29 protein-coding genes and 1 riboswitch are annotated in these 26,711 nt (G+C 37.1%); of the genes, 26 read left to right on the forward strand and 3 right to left on the reverse strand.

The annotated features are described in order from the left end of the window. The first annotated feature begins 9 nt into the window (after window positions 1–9). The 10 genes from EL101_RS07030 (at window position 10) to gcvPB (ending at window position 9,019) form a co-directional block, all read left to right on the forward strand. Window positions 10–639, forward strand: a complete 630-nt coding sequence (locus EL101_RS07030) for an MBL fold metallo-hydrolase (protein ID WP_096596995.1) — start codon at window positions 10–12, stop codon at window positions 637–639. Window positions 640–794: 155 nt separating this feature from the next. Beyond that, the gene (gene comGA / locus EL101_RS07035; RefSeq protein WP_019165230.1) at window positions 795–1,769 is read left to right on the forward strand and encodes a competence type IV pilus ATPase ComGA; all 975 of its coding nucleotides are present in this window, start codon (window positions 795–797) and stop codon (window positions 1,767–1,769) included. Next, the gene (comGB, locus tag EL101_RS07040) at window positions 1,738–2,805 is read left to right on the forward strand and encodes a competence type IV pilus assembly protein ComGB (protein ID WP_096596993.1); all 1,068 of its coding nucleotides are present in this window, start codon (window positions 1,738–1,740) and stop codon (window positions 2,803–2,805) included. The genes comGA and comGB overlap by 32 nt, the downstream gene beginning before the upstream one ends. 12 nt (window positions 2,806–2,817) lie before the next feature. Next, window positions 2,818–3,141 (forward strand): competence type IV pilus major pilin ComGC, encoded by a 324-nt coding sequence (comGC, locus tag EL101_RS07045; RefSeq protein WP_096541451.1) that lies wholly within the window; start codon window positions 2,818–2,820, stop codon window positions 3,139–3,141. Then, entirely contained in the window at window positions 3,119–3,559 is a 441-nt protein-coding gene (gene comGD / locus EL101_RS07050) for a competence type IV pilus minor pilin ComGD (RefSeq protein WP_096596991.1), read from the forward strand. Before comGC ends, comGD begins: the two co-directional genes overlap by 23 nt. Window positions 3,560–3,769: 210 nt before the next feature. Beyond that, window positions 3,770–4,255: a competence type IV pilus minor pilin ComGF gene (locus EL101_RS07060; RefSeq protein WP_119529678.1), complete on the forward strand. Its 486-nt coding sequence runs from the start codon at window positions 3,770–3,772 to the stop codon at window positions 4,253–4,255. 163 nt (window positions 4,256–4,418) lie between these two features. Beyond that, on the forward strand, window positions 4,419–4,946 hold the full coding sequence (locus EL101_RS07065) for a shikimate kinase (RefSeq protein WP_096596987.1): 528 nt from the start codon (window positions 4,419–4,421) through the stop codon (window positions 4,944–4,946). Further along, window positions 4,933–5,028, forward strand: a riboswitch (glycine riboswitch). It overlaps the preceding gene by 14 nt. 75 nt (window positions 5,029–5,103) lie before the next feature. After that, window positions 5,104–6,195 (forward strand): glycine cleavage system aminomethyltransferase GcvT, encoded by a 1,092-nt coding sequence (gcvT, locus tag EL101_RS07070; RefSeq protein WP_096596985.1) that lies wholly within the window; start codon window positions 5,104–5,106, stop codon window positions 6,193–6,195. 12 nt (window positions 6,196–6,207) lie between these two features. Beyond that, window positions 6,208–7,557: an aminomethyl-transferring glycine dehydrogenase subunit GcvPA gene (gene gcvPA / locus EL101_RS07075; RefSeq protein WP_096596983.1), complete on the forward strand. Its 1,350-nt coding sequence runs from the start codon at window positions 6,208–6,210 to the stop codon at window positions 7,555–7,557. Further along, window positions 7,547–9,019 carry an aminomethyl-transferring glycine dehydrogenase subunit GcvPB gene (gcvPB, locus tag EL101_RS07080; protein ID WP_096541432.1) on the forward strand — a complete coding sequence of 491 codons (1,473 nt, stop codon included), beginning with the start codon at window positions 7,547–7,549 and terminating at the stop codon, window positions 9,017–9,019. The genes gcvPA and gcvPB overlap by 11 nt, the downstream gene beginning before the upstream one ends. 288 nt (window positions 9,020–9,307) lie before the next feature. Here gcvPB and EL101_RS07085 read toward each other — a convergent pair whose 3' ends face one another. Next, window positions 9,308–9,685, reverse strand: a complete 378-nt coding sequence (locus EL101_RS07085) for a rhodanese-like domain-containing protein (RefSeq protein WP_370498505.1) — start codon at window positions 9,683–9,685, stop codon at window positions 9,308–9,310. A gap of 159 nt (window positions 9,686–9,844) precedes the next feature. Between EL101_RS07085 and EL101_RS07090 the strand changes: the two genes are divergently transcribed. After that, window positions 9,845–10,675, forward strand: coding sequence for a lipoate--protein ligase family protein (locus EL101_RS07090; protein WP_096596980.1), 831 nt, complete (start codon window positions 9,845–9,847; stop codon window positions 10,673–10,675). Window positions 10,676–10,798: 123 nt separating this feature from the next. On the opposite strand, the gene EL101_RS07095 is transcribed toward EL101_RS07090, so the two are convergent. Together EL101_RS07095 and EL101_RS07100 are read right to left on the reverse strand one after the other, a co-directional pair. Further along, window positions 10,799–11,023 carry an SA1362 family protein gene (locus tag EL101_RS07095; protein ID WP_096541423.1) on the reverse strand — a complete coding sequence of 75 codons (225 nt, stop codon included), beginning with the start codon at window positions 11,021–11,023 and terminating at the stop codon, window positions 10,799–10,801. Window positions 11,024–11,028: 5 nt separating this feature from the next. After that, window positions 11,029–11,643: a hypothetical protein gene (locus EL101_RS07100; RefSeq protein WP_096596978.1), complete on the reverse strand. Its 615-nt coding sequence runs from the start codon at window positions 11,641–11,643 to the stop codon at window positions 11,029–11,031. 94 nt (window positions 11,644–11,737) lie between these two features. Between EL101_RS07100 and EL101_RS07105 the strand changes: the two genes are divergently transcribed. The 15 genes from EL101_RS07105 to lpdA all read left to right on the forward strand — a co-directional run bounded on the left by EL101_RS07105 (window position 11,738) and on the right by lpdA (window position 26,701). After that, window positions 11,738–12,808, forward strand: a complete 1,071-nt coding sequence (locus tag EL101_RS07105; RefSeq protein WP_096596976.1) for a M24 family metallopeptidase — start codon at window positions 11,738–11,740, stop codon at window positions 12,806–12,808. Window positions 12,809–12,826: 18 nt separating this feature from the next. Then, window positions 12,827–13,384, forward strand: coding sequence for an elongation factor P (efp, locus tag EL101_RS07110; RefSeq protein ID WP_014613835.1), 558 nt, complete (start codon window positions 12,827–12,829; stop codon window positions 13,382–13,384). A gap of 341 nt (window positions 13,385–13,725) precedes the next feature. After that, window positions 13,726–14,187 carry an acetyl-CoA carboxylase biotin carboxyl carrier protein gene (gene accB / locus EL101_RS07115; RefSeq protein ID WP_096596974.1) on the forward strand — a complete coding sequence of 154 codons (462 nt, stop codon included), beginning with the start codon at window positions 13,726–13,728 and terminating at the stop codon, window positions 14,185–14,187. A gap of 1 nt (window position 14,188) precedes the next feature. Continuing rightward, window positions 14,189–15,544, forward strand: coding sequence for an acetyl-CoA carboxylase biotin carboxylase subunit (gene accC / locus EL101_RS07120; RefSeq protein WP_096596972.1), 1,356 nt, complete (start codon window positions 14,189–14,191; stop codon window positions 15,542–15,544). 20 nt (window positions 15,545–15,564) lie between these two features. After that, window positions 15,565–15,939, forward strand: a complete 375-nt coding sequence (locus EL101_RS07125) for an Asp23/Gls24 family envelope stress response protein (RefSeq protein WP_096596970.1) — start codon at window positions 15,565–15,567, stop codon at window positions 15,937–15,939. Window positions 15,940–15,959: 20 nt separating this feature from the next. Further along, window positions 15,960–16,352 (forward strand): transcription antitermination factor NusB, encoded by a 393-nt coding sequence (gene nusB / locus EL101_RS07130; RefSeq protein ID WP_014613839.1) that lies wholly within the window; start codon window positions 15,960–15,962, stop codon window positions 16,350–16,352. A gap of 8 nt (window positions 16,353–16,360) precedes the next feature. Further along, complete coding sequence (xseA, locus tag EL101_RS07135; RefSeq protein ID WP_096596968.1) at window positions 16,361–17,707, forward strand: exodeoxyribonuclease VII large subunit; 1,347 nt, start codon at window positions 16,361–16,363, stop codon at window positions 17,705–17,707. Then, a complete protein-coding gene (locus EL101_RS07140) occupies window positions 17,691–17,915 on the forward strand; it encodes an exodeoxyribonuclease VII small subunit (RefSeq protein WP_019165247.1) in 225 nt (74 codons plus the stop codon). Before xseA ends, EL101_RS07140 begins: the two co-directional genes overlap by 17 nt. Next, window positions 17,896–18,777, forward strand: a complete 882-nt coding sequence (locus EL101_RS07145; protein WP_096596966.1) for a polyprenyl synthetase family protein — start codon at window positions 17,896–17,898, stop codon at window positions 18,775–18,777. Before EL101_RS07140 ends, EL101_RS07145 begins: the two co-directional genes overlap by 20 nt. 69 nt (window positions 18,778–18,846) lie before the next feature. Continuing rightward, window positions 18,847–20,715: a 1-deoxy-D-xylulose-5-phosphate synthase gene (gene dxs / locus EL101_RS07150; RefSeq protein ID WP_096596964.1), complete on the forward strand. Its 1,869-nt coding sequence runs from the start codon at window positions 18,847–18,849 to the stop codon at window positions 20,713–20,715. 280 nt (window positions 20,716–20,995) lie between these two features. After that, the gene (gene ahrC, locus EL101_RS07155) at window positions 20,996–21,448 is read left to right on the forward strand and encodes a transcriptional regulator AhrC/ArgR (protein ID WP_014613844.1); all 453 of its coding nucleotides are present in this window, start codon (window positions 20,996–20,998) and stop codon (window positions 21,446–21,448) included. Between the two features lie 13 nt (window positions 21,449–21,461). After that, window positions 21,462–23,144: a DNA repair protein RecN gene (recN, locus tag EL101_RS07160; RefSeq protein ID WP_096596962.1), complete on the forward strand. Its 1,683-nt coding sequence runs from the start codon at window positions 21,462–21,464 to the stop codon at window positions 23,142–23,144. Between the two features lie 6 nt (window positions 23,145–23,150). Beyond that, a complete protein-coding gene (locus EL101_RS07165; protein WP_096596960.1) occupies window positions 23,151–24,044 on the forward strand; it encodes a phosphate acyltransferase in 894 nt (297 codons plus the stop codon). 169 nt (window positions 24,045–24,213) lie between these two features. Then, window positions 24,214–25,272 carry a butyrate kinase gene (gene buk / locus EL101_RS07170; RefSeq protein ID WP_096596958.1) on the forward strand — a complete coding sequence of 353 codons (1,059 nt, stop codon included), beginning with the start codon at window positions 24,214–24,216 and terminating at the stop codon, window positions 25,270–25,272. Between the two features lie 10 nt (window positions 25,273–25,282). Next, complete coding sequence (gene lpdA, locus EL101_RS07175) at window positions 25,283–26,701, forward strand: dihydrolipoyl dehydrogenase (protein ID WP_096596956.1); 1,419 nt, start codon at window positions 25,283–25,285, stop codon at window positions 26,699–26,701. The last annotated feature ends 10 nt before the right edge of the window (window positions 26,702–26,711 follow it).

Below are 26,711 nucleotides of genomic sequence, written 5' to 3' on the forward strand. Positions count from 1 at the left end.
GGGTGTCACATGAATATTTCTAATCTTACTTTAGGCTTTGTTAGCACAAACACTTACTTTGTGGAAAATGATACAGAGATGATTTTGTTTGATCCAGCTGGTGAAATTGATAAAATTGATGACAAAATTAAACAGTCTGGAAAGCAACTGATTGCTATTTTGTTAACACATGCCCATTTTGATCATATCGCTGCATTAGATGATGTGCTGAAACGATATGACGTACCTGTTTATATGCATGCGGAAGAATTTTCATTTTTAACAGATCCACAAAAAAATGGTTCGGCAAAATTTACAGATTATGGCCTTCCTATAATTACGAGTCAAGCAGAACCACACGCACTTGATGAAGGTACACATCAAATTGGCCAGTTTAACATTCAAACATTACATACACCAGGACATTCTCCAGGCAGTTTGACTTATGTGTTTGATGAATTTGCTGTAGTGGGCGACACGTTATTTAATAATGGGATTGGACGAACAGATTTATATCAAGGAGACTATGAAACATTAGTTGACTCTATTAAAGATAAATTGTTTAGTTTAGACGAACAGTTACCGTTATATCCAGGTCACGGGCCTTCTACAACAGTTGAAGATGAATATATGAATCCGTTTTTAGACGGTCAAGGTTAAATCAAAGAGCAGGAGAAAATGTCAATGAAAACATTTCTTCTGCTCTTTTTATATCTCATAGACGTACGTGTACATGACAAAAATTCAATGTTTTTTAGTAGCGTAACAAGTAATTTGCTCACCTCCTGCGTGTATAGATGCAAGAGGTGATTTTTATGCAACTACTATTAGATCATGTCATACAATTTGCACTTCAAAATGAGGCATCGGACATTCATTTCATCCCTTCACAATCACAAGTCGAAGTGAAACTCAGAGTGAAAGATCAACTTGTATTATATGACACATTAAATCTAGAAACGTATCAAAAATTGTTAACTTTGTTGAAATACCAAGCTGGATTAGATATTTCGACACGCCACAAAGCACAAAGTGGGCGCTATATTTATGAACATAAAGAGTTATATTATTTAAGAGTGTCCACGTTGCCTTTAAACTTAGGTACTGAAAGTTGTGTTATTCGTATTACACCCCAATATTTTCAAAATGCGAAAGCCCACAGCGTTTTAGACATCAAATCTAATATGGAGAAAAAGCAAGGTTTAATTCTGTTTAGCGGGCCTACAGGTGCAGGAAAAAGCACGTTAATGTATCAAATGGTCGTCTACGCTAAACAAAAGTTAAACTTGAATATCATCACGATAGAAGACCCCGTGGAGCAGCTTGTCAACGGTATTACACAAATTTCCGTTAACGAAAAAGCTGATATTACGTATGGGTCATCGTTAAAAGCAATCCTTCGTTGTGATCCAGATGTTATCTTAATTGGTGAAATTCGTGACAGCCATATTGCAAGGGACGTGATACAAGCGAGTTTAAGCGGACATTTAGTCTTGTCGACGATACACGCCAACGATTGTCAAGGGGTGCTCCTGAGACTGATTGAAATGGGACTCTCTCACCAAGATCTATCTCAATCCATCAATCTCATCATCAATCAAAGACTCATTACAACAAAAAATGACCAGCGACAACTCGTCTATGAAACGATGGATCAACAAGAAATTCACTACTTTTTGAATAATAACTTTCAACTACCTACTGCTTTCACAAGCCTTTCTGATAAGCTTCAACTTTTGAATAAAGAGGGGGTTATAGATGAAAAAATTTTACGAAAGTATACGATTTAAACGCACGTTAAGACAACTTCATGTGCAACACTTACTCATTATGAAGCGCCTCTACCAATTATTATTACATGGTTTTACTTTTGCTGAAGCGATGCTGTTTATTTATGAACAACTCAATATACGACATCCTACATTTGAAAATCAACTCGTTGAAAAATTAAAAGGGGGTGCAAACTGTTACGACATTTTCCAGATGTTTGGTTATCCTGAAACCATTTTGATGCAGCTTTATTTTGCTGAACGGTACGGCTCGCTACCTGAAACGTTAAAATTGTGTCATCAGTTTTATACTAAAAACCGCAAACTAAAAAAACAGCTGATTAAAACTATCCAATATCCGATCGTACTCATTTTAATCTTTCTCGCGCTAATCGTAACTTTGAACCAAACGGTCATGCAACAATTTGACCAAATGTATGAAACGATGCAATTGAATCAATCCACATTGCAATATATGGTTAAGATGTTCATTCAAAACTTTCCAGCCATCTTCTTAATCATTTTGCTCGTGATTGTAGCAACTTATTATATGGTCATATTACGTTTGAAACATCTCCCAATCGAACGCCAAGTTCATTTTTTAACCCATCTGCCTATTTTCAAAAGATATTATAAACTTTTTACAACTTACCACATGACGAACCAATTTGTATTATTTTTTAGAAACGGTATTACATTAAATGATATTGTGAAGATTTATTTGAACCAAAAGGCAAATTTGTTTTTACAATATGTCGGCCATACATTGAAAGAACACCTTCAGCGAGGCGAATCTTTTTCTCTCATATTGCTTCAATTAGACTGTTTTGAACCTCAATTTATAAGCTATATCAAACAAGGTGAAAAACGAGATAAGTTGGATATTGAGTTAGAGGTCTATAGCACATTCTTGTTGGACCGTATAGAAGCATTCATTCACCAGCATATTAAATGGATCCAACCGATTATGTTCGCATTTATTGGTATTTTAGTGCTATCTGTCTATTTAATTATGATGTTACCTGTTTTTGAAATGATGCAAGCGATTAAAGAATAGGAGTGATTGATAATGATTCAACAACTTAAATCAAAATTCAACCAAAAGAAAGGATTTACTTTAATTGAAATGTTACTTGTGCTGTTAATTATTAGTGTGCTATTGATACTCATTATCCCGAATATTGCTAAACAGTCAGATCATATCCAAAAAACGGGCTGTGCAGCACAATTAAAAATGGTCGATAGTCAAATAGAAGCCTATGCTTTAAAGTTTAACCACAAACCGAATACGATTGATGATTTAGTTCGTGAAGGCTACATTAAAGAGAGTCAAAAAACATGCAAATCAGGTGAAGATATCACAATCAGAGATGGCGAAGCAGTTGCGTCATGATGGCTTTACACTCATTGAGATGCTACTCGTACTCACCATAATCTCTGTCTTTATTTCGATAACTATGTCGCACCCTCAATTCAATTTGCTCCAAAACACGACAGAATATGAAATTAAAAAGCTGACAAGTGAAATCGACTATTATCAAGCGTATGCCATTAAAAGTCACGCGCCTGTCATGCTACTTTTTCGTCCCAACCGCAACGATATTAAAGTCGAAACCATTCATCCCCATCGAGTGACAACGATTCCACTTGCACCGCTTCAATTAAAAATGAATTCAAACATTCGCGCGCTCATTTTTGATAAAGACGGAAAAGCGAATCAATTCGGCACATTACGTTTTGAACATCAACAGCGTGCCTTTTCTCTTATTTTCCACATTGAGCAAGGGAGGTACCGTATATCTTATCAATAGTCAACAAGTTAAAAGCAACATCAGGCTTTGTTTTTATAGAAAGTCTCTTTGCGATGTTTCTCCTCAGTATCATGATCTTTCAACTTATTCCTATGACCCAGCAAATGGTCAAAACATATCATGAAGCGGTGGAAGATTTAACATTAAAACGTACATTGTTTGAAGTCATTCAACATCAAATCCCAGAAAAGAAGTTGACGGTGTCTCATTATGAAATTATTCCGACAGCACATCAATTGTGTATACAAAATCATCAAACTAAACAAAAATATTGCTATCGAAAAGCAGGGCTTCACACTCATTGAAAGCCTCGTTGCTCTATTAATTCAAATGACGATTGTATTACTCATACCCTTACTTATTTTCAGTTTAAGTCAATTAAAAACAACAGTATTTGAAGATCGAACATACGATATAGAACTGATGATTAAGGATATCTCAAATACACTTCATGCTAAAGATGTCAAAGCAAAGATTGTTAGAAAGAAAGAACTAGAAATAAGAGATTCGAATACAGAGATTAATTACAAATTGCGCAACAAAAAAATAATAAAAACTGTCGGTCATCGCGGAAATATTACGATGTGTAACCGTGTTGTAGACGTTTACTTTGAACAACTAACACATGATTTAATACTAATGAAAATAACTTACCAAGAAGGGACTACAACACATGAAAAAGAGATTCTATTGTAAACACGGCTTTACCTTGCCACTATTGTTTATCATTTTATCTGCATATTTTACTTTTATCTCTTTTTATTTACTGATTTATAGTCTAAAATTACAAACTATAGATGCGCTGTCAGATGACTATGAATATCAAATAGCGCGAATTATCGATAAAGGTGAGTAATATATGAAATCAAAAATGGATACACCGCTTCTATTCATCGGATTTATGGGTGCAGGTAAAACAACCATTGCAGAATCATTAGCAGAGACTGATCAATGTTCATTCATTGATTTAGATACTTATATCGAAACTGAAACGCAAAAATCAATTCCACAAATTTTTGAAGAAGAAGGCGAACAAGGTTTTAGAAAGCATGAATTTGAATGTTTAAAAAAAGCAATACAATCTTATGATATCATTGCGACAGGCGGCGGCATTCTCACACATGACGCAACGTATCAATTTCTTAAAGAGGCAGAAGTGAAAGCCGTATGGGTTGATGCACCGATTGAAGCCCTCTATGAAAGAGTTAAAGACGATACGAATCGACCTAATGCAAATAAAAAAAGTTTCGAATCTTTAAAACACTTGTATTCGACGCGTATTTCAAGATATAATGAAATCGCATTCATTAAGATTTCATCTGCAACACCGTTATCAGAAACGCTTAATGAAATAAAAATTAAATTGTCTGCGAATGATCAATATTAGAGAGTATGGGTACGACTCATCACCGAAGGAGCAAGTAATTATGGATTACGAATCTCTCAGGTAAAAGGATAATATTGTGACGCATTCCTGAAGGCATCTCAACAGGGGAGTATGAAGGTACTCCTCTGTTTTTTATTACACATTAGGAGGGGACTACATGTCAGAAGAACTAAAGAAAACGCCACTTTACCAACATTACGTTGATGCAGAGGCTAAAATTGTTGAATTTGGTGGTTGGGCGATGCCAGTTCAATTCTCAAGTATTAAAGAAGAACACAACGCAGTACGTACTAACGTTGGCTTATTCGATGTGAGCCATATGGGGGAAATTCGCATTGAAGGTCCAGAAGCCGCACAACTTGTTCAATATGTACTTTCTAACGATACGAACCAACTGACATTATCAAAAGCACAATACACAGCTTTATGTAATGAAGAAGGTGGTGTCATTGATGATTTAGTCATTTATCAACTTGGAGAAACGGCTTATTTATTAGTCGTTAATGCTGCCAATGTCGATAAAGATTATGACTGGATTGTACAACATAGCGCACGCTTTGACGCTACAGTGACAAATGTATCCGATCAATATGGTCAGCTGGCATTACAAGGTCCAAATGCAAGACAAATCATTCAAGACAATGTTTCTGAAGATGTCAGTGAAATGGGTATGTTCGAATTCAAACAAAATGTCGAAATCTTCGGTAAAAATGTAATCCTCTCACAATCTGGATATACAGGTGAAGATGGCTTTGAAATTTATTGTGACAGTGAAGATGTGACTGCAATTTGGGACGCACTCTTATCAAAAGAAGTGACACCATGTGGTTTAGGCGCGCGAGATACGTTACGTTTAGAAGCGGGATTACCACTTCATGGTCAAGACTTATCTGAATCTATCACACCTTATGAGGGCGGTATCGCTTTTGCAGCTAAACCATTAATAGAGGAAGATTTTATTGGCAAATCTGTACTTCTATCTCAAAAAGAAAAGGGTGCACCAAGACGTACAGTAGGCCTTCATATGATTGATAAAGGCATTCCTAGAACGGGATACACGATTTATGATTTAGATGGCAACGAAATTGGCGAAGTGACTTCAGGTACACAATCACCATCTACAGGTCACGCAATCGGTATGGGCATCATTGCACGCGATGCTTTTGAAATGGGTAAAGAAGTCGTTGTACAAGTGAGAAAACGTCAAGTGAAAGCGAAAATTGTTAAAAAGAATCAAATCGAAAAATAGGGAGTGAATACAGTGAGTCATCGTTATATTCCATTAACTGAAAAAGACGAGCAAGAAATGTTAGAGACGATTGGTGTTAAATCTATTCAAGAACTATACAGTGATGTTCCTGAAGATGTGTTATTAAACAGAGATTTAAACATTGCAGATGCAGAGCCAGAAACACAATTATTGAAGCGATTAACACGTATTGCCAATAAAAATATTACGAAAGAAACACATACATCTTTTTTAGGTGCAGGCGTTTATGATCATTACGCACCAGCTGTTGTAGATGCGATGATTTCAAGATCTGAATTCTACACGGCGTATACACCATATCAACCTGAAATTTCACAAGGGGAATTACAAGCAATTTTTGAATTCCAAACTATGATTTGTGAGTTAACTGCAATGGACGTTGCGAATTCATCTATGTATGACGGTATGACAAGTTTTGCTGAAGCGTGTTTATTAGCATGGGGTAACACGAAGAAAAATAAAATTGTCGTATCTAAAGGTTTACATTATCAAGCCTTACAAGTGTTAGATACGTATTCAAAAATTCGCGAACAATATGAAGTCGTTACAGTAGATTTAGATGGTACTGTAACAGACTTGAAAAAGTTGGAAGCGGCTATTGATGATGAGACGGCAGCAGTTGCGGTACAGTATCCAAACTTCTATGGCTCCATTGAAGATTTAGAAGCAATTCAAGCAATGATTGCCGATAAAAAAGCACTCTTTATCGTTTATGCAAACCCTTTATCATTAGGTTTATTAACACCTCCAGGAGAATTCGGTGCAGATATCGTTGTAGGTGATACACAAGTATTCGGTATCCCTACACAATTCGGTGGTCCGCACTGCGGATATTTTGCAACTACGAAAAAATTGATGCGTAAAATTCCTGGCCGTCTTGTAGGTCAAACGACAGATGATGATGGTAATCGTGGTTTTGTATTAACGTTACAAGCTCGTGAACAACATATCCGTCGTGAAACTGCGACATCTAATATTTGTTCAAACCAAGCACTGAATGCATTAGCATCTTCAATTGCAATGTCGGCGTTAGGTAAACAAGGACTTCAAGAAATCGCCATTCAAAATATGGAAAATGCCAACTATGCAAAAACGGAATTTAAAAATAATGGCTTCACTGTTTTAGAGGGCGTATCTTATAACGAATTTGTCGTTCGCTTTGATCACCCGATTGCTGAAGTGAACCGTGCGCTATTAGATGAAGGTATCATTGGTGGTTTCGACTTAAGCGTAGTAGATGAGACGTTTGAAAACCACATGCTCGTTGCTGTAACGGAATTGAGAACAAAAGAAGAAATCGATACATTTGTGCAGAAAGCTGGTGAAATCAATGGTAAGTAAATCTAGTCCATTAATTTTTGAACGTTCAAGAAAAGGTCGCTTTGCTTATTCTTTACCGCAAAGAGAAATTGATAATGATGTTGCGAATCAACTCCTCGATTCAAAATTCATTCGTAAAAATAAAGCTGAATTTCCTGAAGTATCAGAACTTGATTTAATTCGTCATTACACTGAGCTTTCGAATAAAAACTTTGGTGTTGACTCAGGATTCTATCCATTAGGTTCATGTACGATGAAATATAATCCTAAAATCAATGAAAAAGTTGCTCGCATTCCAGGATTTACTGAAGCACACCCATTACAAGATGAAGATCAAATTCAAGGTGCGTTAGAGATTATTTACAGCTTGCAAGAAGAATTAAAAGAGATTACTGGAATGGATGAGATTTCACTCCAACCTGCAGCAGGGGCACATGGTGAATGGACAGCACTGATGATTTTCAAGGCATATCACTTACAAAATGGTGATACGGAAAGAGATGAAGTCATTGTACCTGACTCAGCCCACGGTACGAATCCGGCATCTGCTGCGTTTGCTGGCTTCAAATCAGTCACAGTGAAATCGAATGAAAAAGGTGAAGTGGATATTGATCACCTTAAAGAAGTCGTGAGTGATAAAACAGCTGCAATCATGTTAACTAACCCGAACACATTAGGTATTTTTGAAACAAACATTATGGAAATCCGTGATATCGTGCATGAAGCGGGTGGCTTACTGTACTACGATGGGGCTAACCTCAATGCGATTATGGATAAAGTTCGTCCAGGAGACATGGGATTTGATGCAGTTCACCTTAACTTACACAAAACATTTACTGGTCCGCATGGCGGTGGTGGTCCAGGTTCAGGTCCAATCGGCGTAAAAAAAGAGTTGCGTGATTACTTACCAAAACCACTCGTAGTGAAAAATGGAGACCGTTTTGAGTATGATAATGACATTCCATATTCAATTGGACGTGTGAAACCATTCTACGGTAATTTCGGTATTTATTTACGTGCTTATACGTATATTCGTACAATGGGTTATCAAGGATTAAAAGAAGTGTCTGAAGCGGCTGTATTAAATGCAAACTACATGAAAGCGCGCTTAAAAGATACGTTCGTTATTCCATTTGATCAATATTGTAAACACGAATTTGTATTAAGTGGTACGAAGCAGAAAAAATTGGGTGTACGTACGTTAGATATGGCGAAACGTTTATTAGACTTTGGCGTTCATCCGCCTACAGTTTACTTCCCACTCATTGTTGATGAAGGCATGATGATTGAACCGACAGAAACAGAATCTAAAGAAACGTTAGACTATTTCTGTGATGCCTTAATCCAAATTGCGAAAGAAGCTGAGGAAGATCCAGACAAAGTGTTAGAAGCTCCACATACGACAATTATCGATCGTTTAGATGAAACAACAGCAGCACGTAAGCCAATTTTAAAATTTGAGAACTTAAAAGAAGAAAAGTAATAGATTTTACAACATTCAATCATAAACAGGAGGATGGCACATAAAAATTTTTGATGCCAATCCTCCTGTTTTTATTTAAGCGTAATATTTTTTGTGTGATTAGTGTAAAATGCTAAAAATAGCGACTGCGAACATTTGTTCTGATAGCTAAAAAACGACAAAAGGTCACTATATTTTTAAAAGAGAAGTATGAGCAGCTGTTGTCTTTTGATACTTTCATATATTTAGGTCACGCATAAAAAAGAGCTAGATCATCCACATTTCTACTGGATCCACTAGCTCTTTTCACTATTTTTTAGACTTAATCTTACCCGTCCACTTTTTATAGCCGCCTTTTAACATATACAAGTTCGTATACCCTTTTTTCTTAAGTGTACGTGCAGCTCGATAACTCGCGATACCATTTGCATCAACAAGATAGATGGGTTGATCTTTTCTTAATCCTTGGTATCGTTGACGAAACATTGTCATAGGGATATTTCGTGCACCAATAATATGACCATAATCATAGTCTGCCTTTTCTCTAAGATCGATCACTTGTGCTTTTCTAATACCTTCTTGAAATTCTTCTTGGTTTAATTCTGTTACTGATCGTTTATTGATGATAAAGTTCGTTACCATCCAAATGATGACCAATGCTAACACAATTAAAACGATTAATGTCATGTTACTCATCTTGCATCCTCCCTAAAATACCGATATTATTATTATAAGACTGATAGACTAATTTATCAAAATTTTTATGTGTGACATATGTTGGCAATTATATATTTTTTGAAACATAACATATGCCCGATGAGATTTCATAGGGAGGCTTTATAGCAAATGACAGAAACTTGGCATTTTATTAATACAGGAAGCCATGATCCATACTACAATATGGCATTGGATGAGGCTTTATTAAATTTTGTATCAAGAGGAGAGATTGACCCCGTTGTTCGATTTTATACTTGGAATCCACCGACGTTATCAATTGGCTATTTCCAACGACTCTCCAAAGAAATTGATATCGCAAAGGTTAAAGAAAAGGGCTACGGTCTAGTGAGACGCCAAACTGGGGGCCGTGGTGTTTTACATGATAAAGAATTAACTTATAGTGTAATCGTACCTGAAGCGCACCCAGATATGCCTCAAACCGTCACTGAAGCATATCGTGTGATTTCAGGTGGTTTACTAGAAGGCTTTAAATCATTAGGCTTTGATGCGCATTTCGCAGTACCCCGTTCAAAAGAAGAGCGAGAGAAGCTCAAACAACCGAGAAGTTCTGTTTGTTTTGATGCACCAGGTTGGTATGAACTCGTTGTCGAAGGTAAAAAAATCGCCGGCAGTGCTCAAACGAGACAAAAGGGCGTCATTCTACAACATGGTTCGATTCTTCAAGATGTGGATATTGATGACTTGTTCGACATGTTTATTTTCAAAAATGAAAGATTGAAAGCAAAAATGAAAGAAGCCTTTGTCGAAAAAGCGGTGGCCATTAATGATTTATCAGATGAAACAGTCACTTTAGCACAAATGGAAGTGGCATTTAAAGAAGGTTTCAAAAAAGCACTCGATATTGAATTTAAACCGCTAGAATTAACAGCAGCGCAACTAGAAGAAGTGAAAGCGTTAGAAGAAAAATATCGTTCAGAAGCATTTTTATATCGCAAATAAGCACCACATTTAATCAATGATAATTTAAAAGGCTGGGAAACGCACACTGAAATGCGCCCCAGCCTTTAAATATTAACTTCAATTTCCTCACTAAGCGATGAAAGCATGACCTCATACACGCACTTATCGACGTCCTTTGAATTTGTTTTTCCAAACGCGCTTTTTGTAATCTCGTTGATCTGGCGTTAAAAAGAAAAAGAAATAGACTAAATAGATGATGCCGACAATAATCGCTACTGTAATGATTGATCTAAAAATACTAAAAAGTACTACATCTAAATTAAAAATTAATCCGATGAATGCGACGAAAATGATTACACCGAATATAATTTTTTGGAAAGTTGTCATGTCAATTACTCCTCTTTATCTTGTTCTGCATTTGTAGTTTTCACATTGATGTTCGATAAGCTCTGACGTCCTTTTTGAATTTCTGTTTTATCTTTCGCTTTATAACCTTTTTGAATCTTTGTTAATGCACTGTTGATTTCTTTTTGTAGTTTTTTAATTTCTTTGTCCTGTGCTTTGATTGATTTATCTTTTTTAACAATCGTTTCATCTTCCGTGTCATCTTGGTAACTTTCTATCGCACTTTCATGATCCTCAATAATTTGATCTAATTGGTCCAACACTTTTTCCTCTTTTTTGTTTTCTAACACTTTCGAATCAATTTGTTGGTATGCATTAATCACATCCGTTACAGAGGCATAATATTGGGATGAAAATTCAAGATAATCTGCTTTTTTCTGATTAGACTTCGCTTGTTTTGTATTTTCTGAGTCTTTTTTCAAAGCGTCCACTTGTTTTTGTTTTTTCGCATTTTCATTTTTAAGTTGCTGATTTTCTAATTTAATTTCATGGTTTTTGTCGCTTAAATCCGTACTTTTCTTTTCTAAAGGTAACAGGTTTTGACTTCCACAGGCCGACAATAAAAATGCAACACTGATACTCGCACAAATTCTCTTTTTCATAATAAACTCCTAAACACTCAATTGTTTTTCACTACATATGACTACATTTTAAGGTATCATGTAATTAAGTACAAATATAAGGAGGAATTTTTGTATGAAAAATAGACTTCAAAAGATAAGAACTTTATTACAAGACAAACATCTCGATGGTTTAGTTGTATTATCTGACTTTAATCGTCGCTATTTATCAGGGTTTACAGGTACAAGTGGCGCTCTCATCATTACACAGGACAAAGCACAACTTATCACAGACTTCCGCTATACCGATCAAGCACAACAACAAGCCACTGAGTTTGAGGTCATTTTACAAAAAGGAGATTTGTTCTCCACATTAACCGAACAATTTAAAACATTAAATTTACAAAATATCGGTTTTGAAGGCCATCTCGTTGCTTATGATTCATTTTTAAAATTAAACCAAGGCCGTCACGATCTCATTTCGATTGGTCAAGCCATTGAAACAATTCGTCAAACGAAAGATGAAGACGAAATTAAAGCGATTCAAAAAGCGGCACAAATTGTGGATGAGGCATATGAATATATTCTCACTGTCGTTAAACCGGGTATGACTGAGAAAGAAGTTAAAGCGCATTTGGAAAGTAAAATGTTGCATTTAGGTGCAGACGACACGTCATTTGATACTATCGTTGCTTCAGGCGTTCGAGGTGCGATGCCACACGGTGTAGCTTCTGATAAAGTCATTCAGTCAGGAGAAATGGTCACGTTAGATTTTGGTGCATACTACAACGGTTACTGTTCAGATATCACACGTACTTTCGCTGTCGGTCAACCTTCTGAAGAAATGGTTAACATTTACAATATCGTGTTGAAAAGTCAAGAAGCCGCCATTGCAGCGATTCGTCCAGGAATGACAGGTAAAGAAATGGATAGCATTGCGCGTGATATCATTACAGAGGCGGGTTACGGAAAGCATTTCGGTCATTCGTTAGGTCACGGTATCGGTTTAGACATTCATGAACTTCCTGCTCTATCTCAAAAATCAGATGTCGTCTTAGAAAAAAATCATTGTGTCACGATTGAACCGGGTATTTATGTAGAAGGATTAGGTGGTGTTCGTATAGAAGATGACATTTTAATTACAGAAAATGGCGGCGAACGCTTTACTAATTGCACAAAAGACCTTATTATTTTAGAAGAAGAGTGATTCTGAGGAGGAAACTGAATGATTTCTGTAAATGATTTTAAAACAGGCTTAACGATTTCTGTCGATAACGGAATCTGGAAAGTAATTGAATTCCAACACGTTAAACCTGGTAAAGGGTCTGCGTTTGTGAGATCAAAATTACGTAATTTAAGAACAGGTGCGATCCAAGAAAAAACTTTCCGTGCAGGCGAAAAAGTTGAACCAGCGATGATTGAAAACCGCCGTATGCAATACTTGTATGCTGATGGTGATAATCACGTATTCATGGACAACGAAACTTTCGAACAAACAGAACTAAGTACAGATTACTTAGAATACGAATTGAAGTTCTTAAAAGCAAATATGGATGTACATATCCAAACGTACCAAGGTGAAACAATCGGTGTGGAATTACCAAAAACTGTTGAGCTTGAAGTAACTGAAACTGAACCTGGTATTAAAGGGGACACAGCGACAGGTGCAACAAAATCAGCAACAGTTGAAACAGGTTACACATTGAATGTGCCATTATTCGTCAATGAAGGCGATGTGTTAGTCATTAACACAACAGATGGTAGCTACGTTTCACGCGGTTAATTGAATCCATATCAGGTGAATGAGATCATCCTGATAATGTGAACAATGGAATATTATTGTTGGACTAATGAGGCTGATGATTGTCTTGTTAGTCCATATTTTATTTTTAAGCGATACATAGACCAGTCAACGTTGCTTGTTCTATAAATCAACATAAGCACCGTTGAATGTTTCAAAGACGATACAATGATACAATCAACAAAAGCGAATCGATTGTATCAATATAATATGGGTGGAAAACTCACTACAACGCTTTAGATATTATGTATTTTCTTGAATTGCCTTATACACTCAAGTAAAATAGTAGGGTAGAAATAATCAATCATAAGGGAGTAACCAAAATGAATTTTAAAGAGATTAAAGAATTAATTGATATTCTAGACAATTCTAACCTCACTGAAATCAGTATTGAAGATAAAGGTACGACAATCAACTTAAAAAAAGAAAAAGAAATTGTGACACAACAAATTTCAGCACCACAGCAAATGGTTGCACCAAGTGTAGCAGCTGAACCTGTCCAAGCAAGCGCGGCATCAGTAGACGCACCAGCAACAGAGGCTGATGCATCACTCAAAACGATTACAGCGCCTATGGTCGGTACATTCTATAAATCACCGTCTCCTGAAGAGAGTGCTTATGTTCAAGTCGGAGATCAAGTGACACCTGATACAACAGTTTGTATTTTAGAAGCTATGAAGTTATTTAATGAAATTCAAGCTGAAGTGGCTGGTGAAATCGTTGAAATTTTAGTTGAAGATGGACAAATGGTTGAGTATGGCCAAGCTTTATTCAAGGTGAAATAATATGAAAAAAATATTAATTGCAAACCGTGGCGAGATTGCAGTGCGTATTATTCGCGCATGTCACGAATTGGGCATCCAAACTGTAGCGATTTATTCTGAAGGCGACAAAGATGCTTTACATACTCAATTAGCCGACGAAGCCTACTGTGTGGGACCCAAGCAATCAAAAGATTCGTACTTGAACATACCGAATATTTTATCTATCGCCACTTCTACAGGATGTGACGGTATTCACCCTGGCTATGGCTTCTTAGCTGAAAATGGTGATTTTGCGGAATTGTGTGAAGCTGTCCAATTGAAATTTATTGGGCCGAGCTATGAATCGATTCAGAAGATGGGTATTAAAGATATTGCAAAAGAAGAAATGAAACGTGCAAATGTCCCTGTTGTTCCTGGTAGCGAAGGACTTGTGAACACGATTGAAGATGCCATCCAAACTGCAAACTCAATTGGTTACCCTGTTATTATAAAAGCAACTGCTGGTGGTGGCGGTAAAGGGATTCGTATCGCACGTAATGAAGAAGAATTAATCAATGGTTATAAAATGACGCAACAAGAAGCAGAAACAGCTTTCGGTAACGGCGGCTTATATTTAGAGAAATTTATTGAAAACTTCCGTCATATCGAAATTCAAATTCTTGGTGATGAGCATGGAAACGTGATTCATCTTGGCGAACGTGATTGTACGATTCAACGACGCATGCAAAAGCTTGTTGAAGAATCGCCATCTCCAATACTTACTGAAGAGAAAAGAAAAGAGATGGGCGATGCAGCCGTGAGAGCAGCTAAAGCGGTCAATTATTTTAACGCAGGAACCATTGAATTTATATATGATTTAGATGAAGATCTATTTTACTTCATGGAGATGAATACGCGAATTCAAGTTGAGCATCCAGTAACTGAAATGGTGACAGGTGTTGACCTCGTAAAACAACAAATCAAAGTGGCTATGGGCGAAAAGTTACCTTATACACAAGATGATATTCAAATTCAAGGTCATGCGATTGAATTTCGTATCAACGCTGAAAATCCTTATAAAAACTTTATGCCGTCACCTGGTAAAATTGAACAGTATTTAACACCAGGCGGCTTTGGTGTACGGATTGATTCAGCTTGTTACACGAACTATGTCATTCCACCTTACTATGATTCAATGGTGGCGAAATTGATTGTGCATCAACCGACGAGGGAAGAAGCCATTATGTCTGGTTTACGTGCGCTCAGTGAATTTGTTGTACTCGGCATCGATACAACCATTCCTTTCCATATTCGTTTACTAAATCATCCAGTCTTCAATAAAGGTTTCTTTAGCACCAAATTTTTAGAGATTTACGATATTATGAATGAAGATCATTAAATTGAATGGGGGCAACTTATATGGCAAAGCCAATTGAACATTTCAACCCTAATCTTGGAACTGTTGAAATCGAACCCGAAGTCATTTCTGTGATTGCAAGTATCGCAGTATCAGAAGTGAAAGGTGTTGAAGGGGCATTTCCAGATTTAAAAAATTCAACTTTGGAACGCTTTGGTCGCAAAAACTTAAGTAAAGGCGTTAAAATCACAACGAAAGAGAATGAAATCACTATAGATGTCTATTGTTCTTTAAGCTATGGCGTTAAAGTTTCCGAAACAGCGTTAAAAGTTCAAGAATCCATTCATAGTGCATTGCGTACGATGACTGCACTCACACCTCAGCAAATCAATGTGCACATTACACATATAGAAATGGCAAAAAATAATCGTGATTAACTGATGAACGGAGAATTAAAATGAGTAGAAAACAAGCAAGAAGTCAAGCCTTTCAAACATTATTCCAACTAGAGATGAAAAATACGGAGTTGACGATTGACGAAGCGATTAGTTTTATAAAAGAAGACTATCCAGATTTGGATTTCGACTTCATTAAATGGCTTGTTTCTGGTGTGAAAGATCATCAACATGTATTAGACGAAACAATTAGTCCGCATTTGAACGGATGGACGATTGCGCGTTTGTTGAAAACTGATCGTATCATTTTACGTATGGCGACATTTGAAATGAACCACAGTGATACACCAGAAAAAGTGATTATTAATGAAGCAGTAGAACTGGCAAAACAATTTAGCGATGATGATCATTATAAATTTATCAACGGTGTATTAAGTCACATTAAAAGAAATTGAGTGATGGCATGGAAAAGTATTTAACAATCTCTGCATTAACTAAATATATTAAGTATAAATTTGATCAAGATCCACATCTTCAAAGCGTCTATATCAAGGGCGAATTATCGAATTTTAAACGTCATAGCAGTGGGCATTTATATTTTGCCGTTAAAGATGAAAACAGTGTTATCGCTGCAATGATGTTTAAAACACAGGCAAACCAACTTGACTTCGACCCAAAAGAAGGCGATCAAGTTCTCATAGAAGCACGTGTATCCGTTTATGAACGTCGTGGCAATTATCAAATTTACGTAAATCATATGCAATTGGATGGTGTAGGGAATCTTTACCAAAAATTTGAGCAATTAAAAAATAAGCTTATGAAAGAAGGCTATTTTGATGCAGTTCATAAAAAACCTATCCCTAAGTATCCTCAAAAAATTGCGATACTCACAGCCAGTACCGGCGCTGCTATTCGAGATATTCAAAACACTTTGAACAGTCGTTATCCACTAGCTGAACAAATCAAAATCAGTACACTTGTTCAAGGCGCACAGGCAAAAGCGGACATCATCGAAAAATTACAATCTGCGGATCAACTCGGTGCAGATGTCATTATACTAGGACGGGGCGGCGGTTCTATTGAAGATTTGTGGAACTTCAATGAGGAAGATGTTGTTAAAGCTATTTTTTCATGTCAAACACCTGTTATATCTGCTGTTGGGCATGAAACGGATACAACACTTAGTGACTTTGTTGCTGATTTACGTGCCGCAACACCGACGCAAGCTGCGATGTTAGCGACACCGGACAAACAAGAACTCAAACAAGTATTGTCTCAAACACGTGCTTATTTGAACCGCTATATGAAGCAACATTTAAAACATACAGCACAACAACTACAGCAGTTGCAATCGTATTACAAATTTAAGCAACCCGGTTTGTTATATGAACAGCAAACACAAAAACGTGACGAACTCGATCGTGCCCTTCATCAATCGATGCAATTTCGACTACAACACGAACAACAACGGTTAGCCATGTTGCAACAACGCATTCGCATTAAATATTTTTATGATAACGTACAACGCCAAAAACAAACATCTATGGATTTATCATCTCAGTTGCACAAACAAATTCAGCGTATTTTAACTTCTAAAAAGCAAATCTTTCAACATCAACTGTTATCGCTTGATAATTTGAGCCCTACAAAGACGATGTTACGAGGTTACTCTATAGTTAAAAAAGGTGATGAAGTCATTACGAGTAGTCATGACGTACATGAAGGTGAACGCATTGAAGTCACTATGAAAGATGGCGCTTTAGATGCAAGAATTGAAAAGGTGAGGTGGCAAAATGACGACCGAAAATAAATCTTTTGAAGAAATGATGAAAGAATTAGAAAGTATTGTAAATCAGCTAGATAATGATACGATATCGCTAGAAAAATCTTTAGAATTGTATCAACAAGGCATAGCGCTTTCTAAATCATGTGAAAAAACATTGAGTGATGCTGAGAAAAAAGTAGCAGAATTAATGGATAAAGAGGCAGATGAAAGTGATGAATCAAAGTCTGAATGAGTTATTAGAACAATTTAATGGCCACTTAAATCATGCGATAGAAGATTCGCAACTTGGTACTTCACTTGAACAGAGTATGCGTTATTCTCTAGAAGCTGGTGGAAAAAGAATACGCCCCTTACTCATGTTAGCTACAATTAAAATGTTGGATCATCAAAAGCTTGCGAGTGGTATGCATGTTGCTTTAGCGCTCGAAATGATTCATACATATTCATTGATTCATGACGATTTACCCGCAATGGATGACGATGATTTAAGACGTGGTAAACCGACGAATCATACAGTCTATGGTGAGTGGCTGGCGATATTGGCTGGAGACGCCTTATTGACGAAAGCGTTTGAAAAGATTGCGTTGACACCTCATATTGACGCTCAAATCAAAGTTGCACTCATTGAAAAATTAAGTCAAGCGAGTGGGCATCAAGGTATGGTAGGCGGTCAAACGTTAGACATGCAAAGTGAAAATCAACAAATTCCACTCGAAACACTTGAAAATATTCACATTCATAAAACGGGTGCGCTGATCCAATTTGCGATTGAAGCTGCAACAATCATTACTTCAATTCGTCATACAACTGCACAACAATTGATTCAGTTTTCTCAACATTTAGGTGTCATTTTCCAAATTAAAGATGACCTCTTAGATGTGTACGGTGATGAAGCGAAACTAGGCAAACCTGTAGGCAGCGATGTCTCTAATCATAAAAGTACATATGTCACACTTTTAGGTGAAGAGGGCGCTGAACAAGAACTTCAAGCACATATTCAAAAAGCAGAAGCCATTTTAACAACTTTATCAACGGAATTTGATACAACGGATTTAAACTATTTGTTAACACTTTTTTATCAACGTCAAAATTAGGTTCTGTCTATCTATGATGTGATTGAAGTGTTATAATCAGTACGATAGAAAAAATTAAGGGTGATTTCAATGGACGTAAGAAATATACAGAATCCTTCATTCTTAAAAAGTCTTTCTGTTAAAGAGCTTGAAGCATTGAGTCACGATGTGAGACAGTTCTTAATTCAAACGTGTGCTGTGACGGGGGGGCATATTGGTGCTAATTTAGGTGTTGTTGAACTTACAATCGCACTGCATAAGCATTTTAATAGTCCAGAAGATAAAATTATCTGGGATGTCGGTCATCAAAGTTACATTCATAAAATTTTGACAGGCCGCGGTCATCAGTTTGAAACATTAAGACAATATAGAGGATTATGTGGATTTCCAAAATTAAAAGAGTCTGATCATGATGTGTGGGAAGCTGGGCATAGTTCTACCTCATTATCAGCTGCGATGGGCATGGCAAAAGCGAGAGATATTTTAGGCAAAAAGAATCATATCGTTCCAGTTATTGGAGATGGTGCGCTGACTGGCGGTATGGCACTTGAAGCTTTAAACAACATCGGCCATGATCGAACAAATATGACAATTATTTTAAACGATAACGAAATGAGTATCGCACCTAATGTTGGCGCAATGCATAACATGCTCGGTCGTATTCGAATGAACCAAGGCTATAATCGACTCAAGTTTGATGCTGAATCGATTTTAAGTCGTTTACCTGGGGGCAGTCGATTACGTGAATCTGCTGATCGCATTAAAGACAGCTTAAAATATTTAGTTGTAGATGGCGCCTTTTTCGAAGAGCTCGGTATTCGCTACATTGGTCCAGTTGATGGCCATAACTTTGAAGAACTGGAAAACGCCTTAACTGCAGCAGATTCTATTAACAAACCGGTGTTGATCCATGTTGTCACGAACAAAGGGAAAGGTTACCATCCCGCTGAAAATGATAAAATCGGCACTTGGCACGGCTTAGGACCATACAAATTAGAAACTGGCGAACAAATTAAAGGTCAAACACAAGGACCTTCATGGAGTCAGTTAATGAGTGACGAAATTCTGTCATATGCGAAAAAGGATCGCCGTGTTGTTGCTATTACACCTGCAATGCCTGTAGGGTCTAAACTTACAAAATTCCAGTCAGAGTTGCCTGAACAATTTTTTGACGTCGGTATTGCTGAACAACATGCTGTCACGATGGCGGCTGGTCTAGCGATTGAAGGTATGAAACCGTATGTTGCGATCTATTCGACGTTTTTACAGCGCGCGTATGACCAAGTGTTACATGATGTCGATCGTCAAAACTTAAACGTCATTTTTGGTGTGGACCGCTCCGGCCTTGTCGGTGCAGACGGCGAAACGCATCAAGGTGTGTTTGATGTCGGCTTCTTGACACAATTTCCAAATATGATTGTAATGATGCCTAAAGATGAAAATGAAGCGAAAGATCTCGTTTATACAGCGATGCACCATGAACAAGGACCAATTGCGATCCGTTATCCACGTGGCAATGGTTTAGGTGTTGAAATCACTGATAAACGTGAGCACTTGCCTATTGGAACGTGGGAAGATTTAACTGAAGGTCAAGACGTGGCACTGATTAGCTATGGACCGACACTCGCGACTTTAGTTAAAGTGGCTAAAACATTAGCAGAGCAAGGTATTCAAGCACGTGTCATTAATGCACGTTATATCAAACCGATGGACACAACTGTCTTAGATGACTTAGGTGCCAAAAACATGCCTGTGGTTACAGTCGAAGAAGCGATGTTAAATGGTGGTTTAGGTAGTCAAATCGCAAATTACTTCACCGATCATGGATATACCAATCGCATCAAAAGACTCGGTATCGATGATGAGTACATTGAGCACGGAGATGTGGACCAAATTTTAGAAGATTTAGGGTTAACCCATGACCCGCTCGTTCATACAATTCAACAATTTTTAGACTAACATCCAAACACGAGTAATGTATTACAGTTGCTCGTGTTTTTTTATGACGGAAAAGACCCCATATGTTTTATTTCGAGTCTATCTTTATTCAATTTTCATAGTTAAAAAAGGGGCATATACATTTTTCGTATATATTGAATCGTTGCGCGCACTGTTTTTGAAATTAAAAGTCAATCGTCATATCAATTGTTTCTTATGGTGACGTACATCGCTTAAGTAGGTAAATCATAACCGAGTGTGGTAAAATCATTGTATAAATATTCGTTACGAGGTGTCTGTTATGCCTAAAAAATCTGTAAGACATATAAAAATTAGAGAAATTATTTCAAACGAACAAATCGAAACACAAGACGAGTTAGTGAAACGTTTAAATGATTATGATATGAACGTTACGCAAGCTACAGTGTCTCGTGATATTAAAGAGCTTCAATTGATTAAAGTCCCTGCACCAAGCGGACAATATATTTATAGTTTGCCTAATGATCGCCGTTATCATCCACTAGAAAAACTAGGGCGCTATTTGATGGATTCATTTGTAAAAATCGATAGCGCTAACAATTTACTTGTGCTGAAAACGTTGCCTGGTAATGCCCAATCAATCGGTGCGATACTGGATCAAATTGATTGGGAAGAAGTGCTAGGTACCATTTGTGGTGATGATACGTGCTTAATTATTTGTCGCGACAACCCTTCAGCTGATGAAATCAAGGAAAGAATTTTCAATATGTTATAAGGATGGATGTTAGATGTTACAAAGCCTCTCCATTAAACAATTTGCGATTATCGATACATTAGATGTTCAGTTTTCTGATGGCCTCACTGTACTTAGTGGTGAAACAGGTGCGGGTAAATCGATTATTATTGATGCCATTGGACAACTGATTGGCATGCGTGCTTCTTCTGAATTTGTACGTCACGGTGAAAAGAAAGCAATTATTGAAGGTATTTTTGATATTGATGATGCAAAAGATGCCATACGTCAACTTGAAACGTTAGGTATTGATATCAATGAAGACTTCTTAATTGTCAAACGCGAAATTTTTAGTTCTGGTAAAAGCATTTGTCGGATAAACAACCAAACTGTGACGTTACAAGATTTAAGACAAGTCATGCAAGCTTTACTCGACATCCATGGTCAACATGAAACACAATCTTTATTAAAGCAAAAGTATCACGTTGAACTACTTGATCGTTATGCTGACGGTGAATATATTGAAGAACTTCAACATTATGCCCATTCATATGGACAACATCAAGAAAAGATAAAAGAGCTTGAGGCACTGGAATCTGCAGACCAAGCTTTACTACAACGCTTAGATTTAATGAAGTTCCAATATGATGAATTAAAAGAAGCGCACTTAAAAGAAGGCGAAATCGAACAATTAGAAACCGATATCAAACGTATTCAGAACTCCGAAAATTTAAGTTTAGCATTGAACGCTGCATATGTGACTTTAACGGATGAACATGCGATTACAGATCGTCTCTATACTCTAAGTACAGAGTTGCAAAATGTGAATCAAATTTTACCTGAAACGTTTGAAAAACTCAAAGAAGAAGTCGATCAATTTTATTACACGTTAGAGGACGCTAAACATCAAATTTATGAAGAAATCAACCAAACTGAATTTGATGAACAATATTTAAATGAACTCGAATCACGTATGAACTTGTTGAACAATTTAAAACGTAAATATGGCAAAGATATTTCAGATTTGATGATTTATCAAGAAAAAATTGCTGATGAAATTAATAAAATCGAAAATTATGAAGAAAGTACGTCAAAACTACGCGAAGAAATTCAACAATTATCGCAACAAGTTCAGGAAGACGGGCAAAAGTTATCAAAAGCGCGTAGAATAGTAGCAAGACAGTTGCGTGATCGTATTGTCAATGAAATCCAATACTTACAAATGAAGGATGCGAATTTAGAAATTTCGTTTAAACCTTATGAATCGCCACAAAAAGATGGTTTAGAACGCATTGAATTTTTAATTAGTCCAAATAAAGGTGAGCCATTAAAAAGTTTAAACAAAATTGCTAGTGGCGGTGAACTGTCACGAATTATGCTCGCACTGAAAAGTATTTTTGTACGTGCACGAGGGCAAACTGCGATATTATTTGATGAAGTGGATTCCGGTGTGTCTGGACAAGCGGCGCAAAAAATGGCTGAAAAAATGAAAGACATTGCATCAGTTATTCAAGTGATCTGTATTTCTCATTTACCACAAGTTGCGTCAATGAGTGATCACCATTTGTACATTTCAAAACATGAAAAAGATGACCGCACCACTACGACTGTACGCGAACTTACAGGCGATGCACGGATAGACGAAATTGCACGCATGATTTCTGGTGCAACTGTGACCGAATTGACAAGACAAAATGCGAAAGAAATGATTGAACAAAACCAAAAGCATAAAGGATGATGAAAGTTGAATTTTACAGACTTGCTTAAAGAACCTCAAGCTCTAACAGGGACAATTGCGATTGTTAATGCAATGGATGAACCGCTTATTAGAGTTATTATTGAAGTTTTAAAGCAAACCGATGCTGACTTCAAACTTTATAATCACCAAGATGCAGCTGAAATCATTCGTTCATTTGATTTGTCGGCCGACTTTTTAAAGCGTATCCATATTCAAACGTTTGATACAGAAGACGCTGCAATTGAAGGCTGTTTAAATGATTTGTATCATGGTAAGGCGCAAATTTTGATGAAAGGGCAAATTTCAACTGCTAAAATCTTATCTGCGGTATTAAAACGTAACGCACAAGGTGCAAAACCCTTTTTAAACCATGTGGCGTTATGTGAAATTCCCTCGTATCACAAACTGCTGATGATTTCAGACGTTGCGCTCAATATTGCGCCAACAGAAGAAGAGATGAAAGCCATCATTCAAAATGTGGTTGATTTTTCAAAGAGGCTACAATATCAACAACTTCATATTGCATTATTGTCATCCGTTGAAAAGGTCAGCCCTAAAATACCATCGACCCTTCAAGCTGAGCGTTTAAGTCAATATTATCAATCACATCCTATCGAACCGCATGTGCATGTTGAAGGTCCATTTGCGTTAGATAATGCGATTGATAAACGGAGTGCGATTCAAAAAGGCATCCATTCAAAAGTTGCAGGAGATGCAGATGTGCTTATTGTACCAGGATTAGATGCAGGCAACGTGCTATATAAATCACTCACCTATTTTGGTCGTGCAAAAGTTGCGAGTCTTATTCTCGGTGCGCATTTTCCAATCGTTCTTACATCAAGAGCGGACAGTATTGAAAATAAAATCAACTCTATTTTAGTCGCATTAAAAGTCGGTTAACCGTGCAAACAAATATGGGTCTGGGACATAAAAAATTTTTGTTCACCCTAATTTTTCGATGGCTCAATCATCACTATTGGATATCAGTTCATAAATAGAAACAGAGACTGGGAAAACATAATGTCCTAGTCCCATACATTTTTGATTTGTTTTTGAAAGAAGGGATTGTATGACAACAGCACTCGTATTGAATTTAGGGAGTACCTCCAGTAAATATGCCATATATGAAAATGATGAATTTAAAGTAAATGAAAATATTAGCCATACTGAAGCGCTTTTAAAGTACCCCTTAATTGATCAAGAGCCATTGAGACAACAATTGATTGAAACTGAAATCGAATCACATGGTTACCAGTTGAATCAAATTGATGTCATTGCTTGTCGTGGCGGTCTACTCAAACCACTTGAAGGCGGTACATACTCAGTAAACAAAGCAATGTATGACGACTTAAAAAGCTTTAAGTATGGCGCTCATGCTTCTAATTTAAGCGGCATGATCGGTTATCAACTGGGACAAAAATACCATATTCCAGTTTTCACGACTGATCCGGTTGTCGTAGATGAATTGATCGATGAAGTACGTCATACTGGCGTACCGTCCATTCAACGTCGCAGTATCTTTCACGCATTAAATCAAAAAGCGATGGCCCGTCGTTATGCCGCATTAGTCAATCGTGCCTATGAAGATGTGAATGTGATTGTGATACATATGGGAGGCGGCATTAGCATTGGTGCGCATGAAAAGGGGCGTGTCATTGATGTGAATGAAGCATTGTATGGTGAAGGTCCAATGGCGATGGATCGTTCTGGTAGCATTCCAAATGATTTACTTGTCCAATACATGGAAAAGCATCAATTATCTGGTGATGAAATCAAGGTGCAGTTAAGTCGTGAGTCTGGACTTAAAGCATATTTTCAGACGTCTGATTTAAGGGAAATTATGGCAAAGTATGAACAAGATGAAAATGTGAAGTTAATGATCGACACGATGGTGATTCAAATTTCCAAAGTAATTGGAGAACGTGCTGCCGTTTTAAAAGGACACGTCGATCAAATTATTTTTACAGGCGGGATGAGCCATAGTGTTCAATTAATGGATCAAATCGCGAAATATGTAGAGTGGATTGCTCCAATTTCAGTTTTCCCAGGAGAGCATGAACTTATCACGCTTGCAGAACGTGCACAATTCGCATTGAATCAACAAATTAAAATTCAGATATATCAATAGGAGAAAGCATATGACAAAAGAAAAATACGATATCGTTATCCTTGGCGGTGGTATTGCAGGATATTCTGCTGCAATTCGCGCGAGTCAACTTGGAAAATCTGTTGCTATAGTTGAAAAATCAAAAATGGGTGGAACATGTCTGCATCAAGGCTGTATCCCAACAAAATCTTTTCTCAAATCAGCGGAAGTGTTCCAATACATACAACATGCTGATGACTTTGGTGTGACCGCTGAACCACCGACGCTTAATTTCGCAAAAGTGATGGAACGTAAAAATCGCATTGTCGACACGATGTATCAAGGGGTCCAAGGGCTAATGAAGCGTCATAAAATCGATGTATTTCATGGCGTTGGTCGCTTAATGGGTGCTTCAATTTTCACACCTCAAAGTGGCACAGTATCTGTAGAGTATGAAGACGGCACATCTGAACTATTACCGAATGACTATGTGTTAATTGCGACAGGATCCAAACCTATGGCACTGCCGTTTTTACCGTTTGATCAACAACAAATCTATAGTAGTAATGATATGATGACACTTGAAACTTTACCACAATCCATCACAATTATTGGTGGCGGTGTCATCGGCTTAGAATTTGCGTCTTTCTTTAGTAGTGTAGGTGTCACGGTACATATTATCGAAGCTGGGCCACGAATTTTACCGACAGAAAGTGCACAAATCAGCCAATTAATTCAAAAACAATTGGAAGAGAAAGGTGTCAACTTCCATATCAATACAGCGCTTAAAGCAGACGACATCCAACAAAGCGATGAGGAAGTAACCTTCAATCTTGAAATGCCATTCTCCACTGAAAAAGTGCTCGTTGCCATTGGTCGACAAGTGAATACGTCTGATTTAGGTTTAGACAATACGAAAGTTGTATTAAATGACAAACAAATGATTGAAACGAATGAATTTATGCAAACGGCTGATACACATATTTATGCTGCTGGAGATGTAATCGGCCATCTACAACTTGCACATGTCGGAGCTAGAGAAGGTGTGATTGCCGTTGAACATATGTTTAACGAAAATCCACTGCCCGTTGATTATGATTCGATGCCAAGATGTGTTTATACATCACCTGAAATTGCGTCTATCGGTGTCAATCAAGAAACGGCAAAACAACGCGGTCTTAAATTTGAAGTTATGAAAGCACCGTTTAAAGCAAATGGTAAAGCAACAATTACAGCTTCATCAACACCTGAAGGCTTTGCTGAATTATTGTTTGATCAAGCATCTGGTAGTTTGATCGGTGCATCTTTAATTGGTCCTCATGTCACAGAGCTCATCAACGAATTAAGCGTTTTACAATTTATGAATGGTTCTGCACTTGAATTAGGACTTTCAACACACGCACATCCGTCCATTTCAGAATTACTCATGGAATTAGGATTAAAATCTAATCATCAATCTATTCACATATAGATAAGAAGGA

It is taken from the genome of Staphylococcus delphini (assembly GCF_900636325.1).
Taxonomy (GTDB): Bacteria; Bacillota; Bacilli; order Staphylococcales; family Staphylococcaceae; genus Staphylococcus; species Staphylococcus delphini.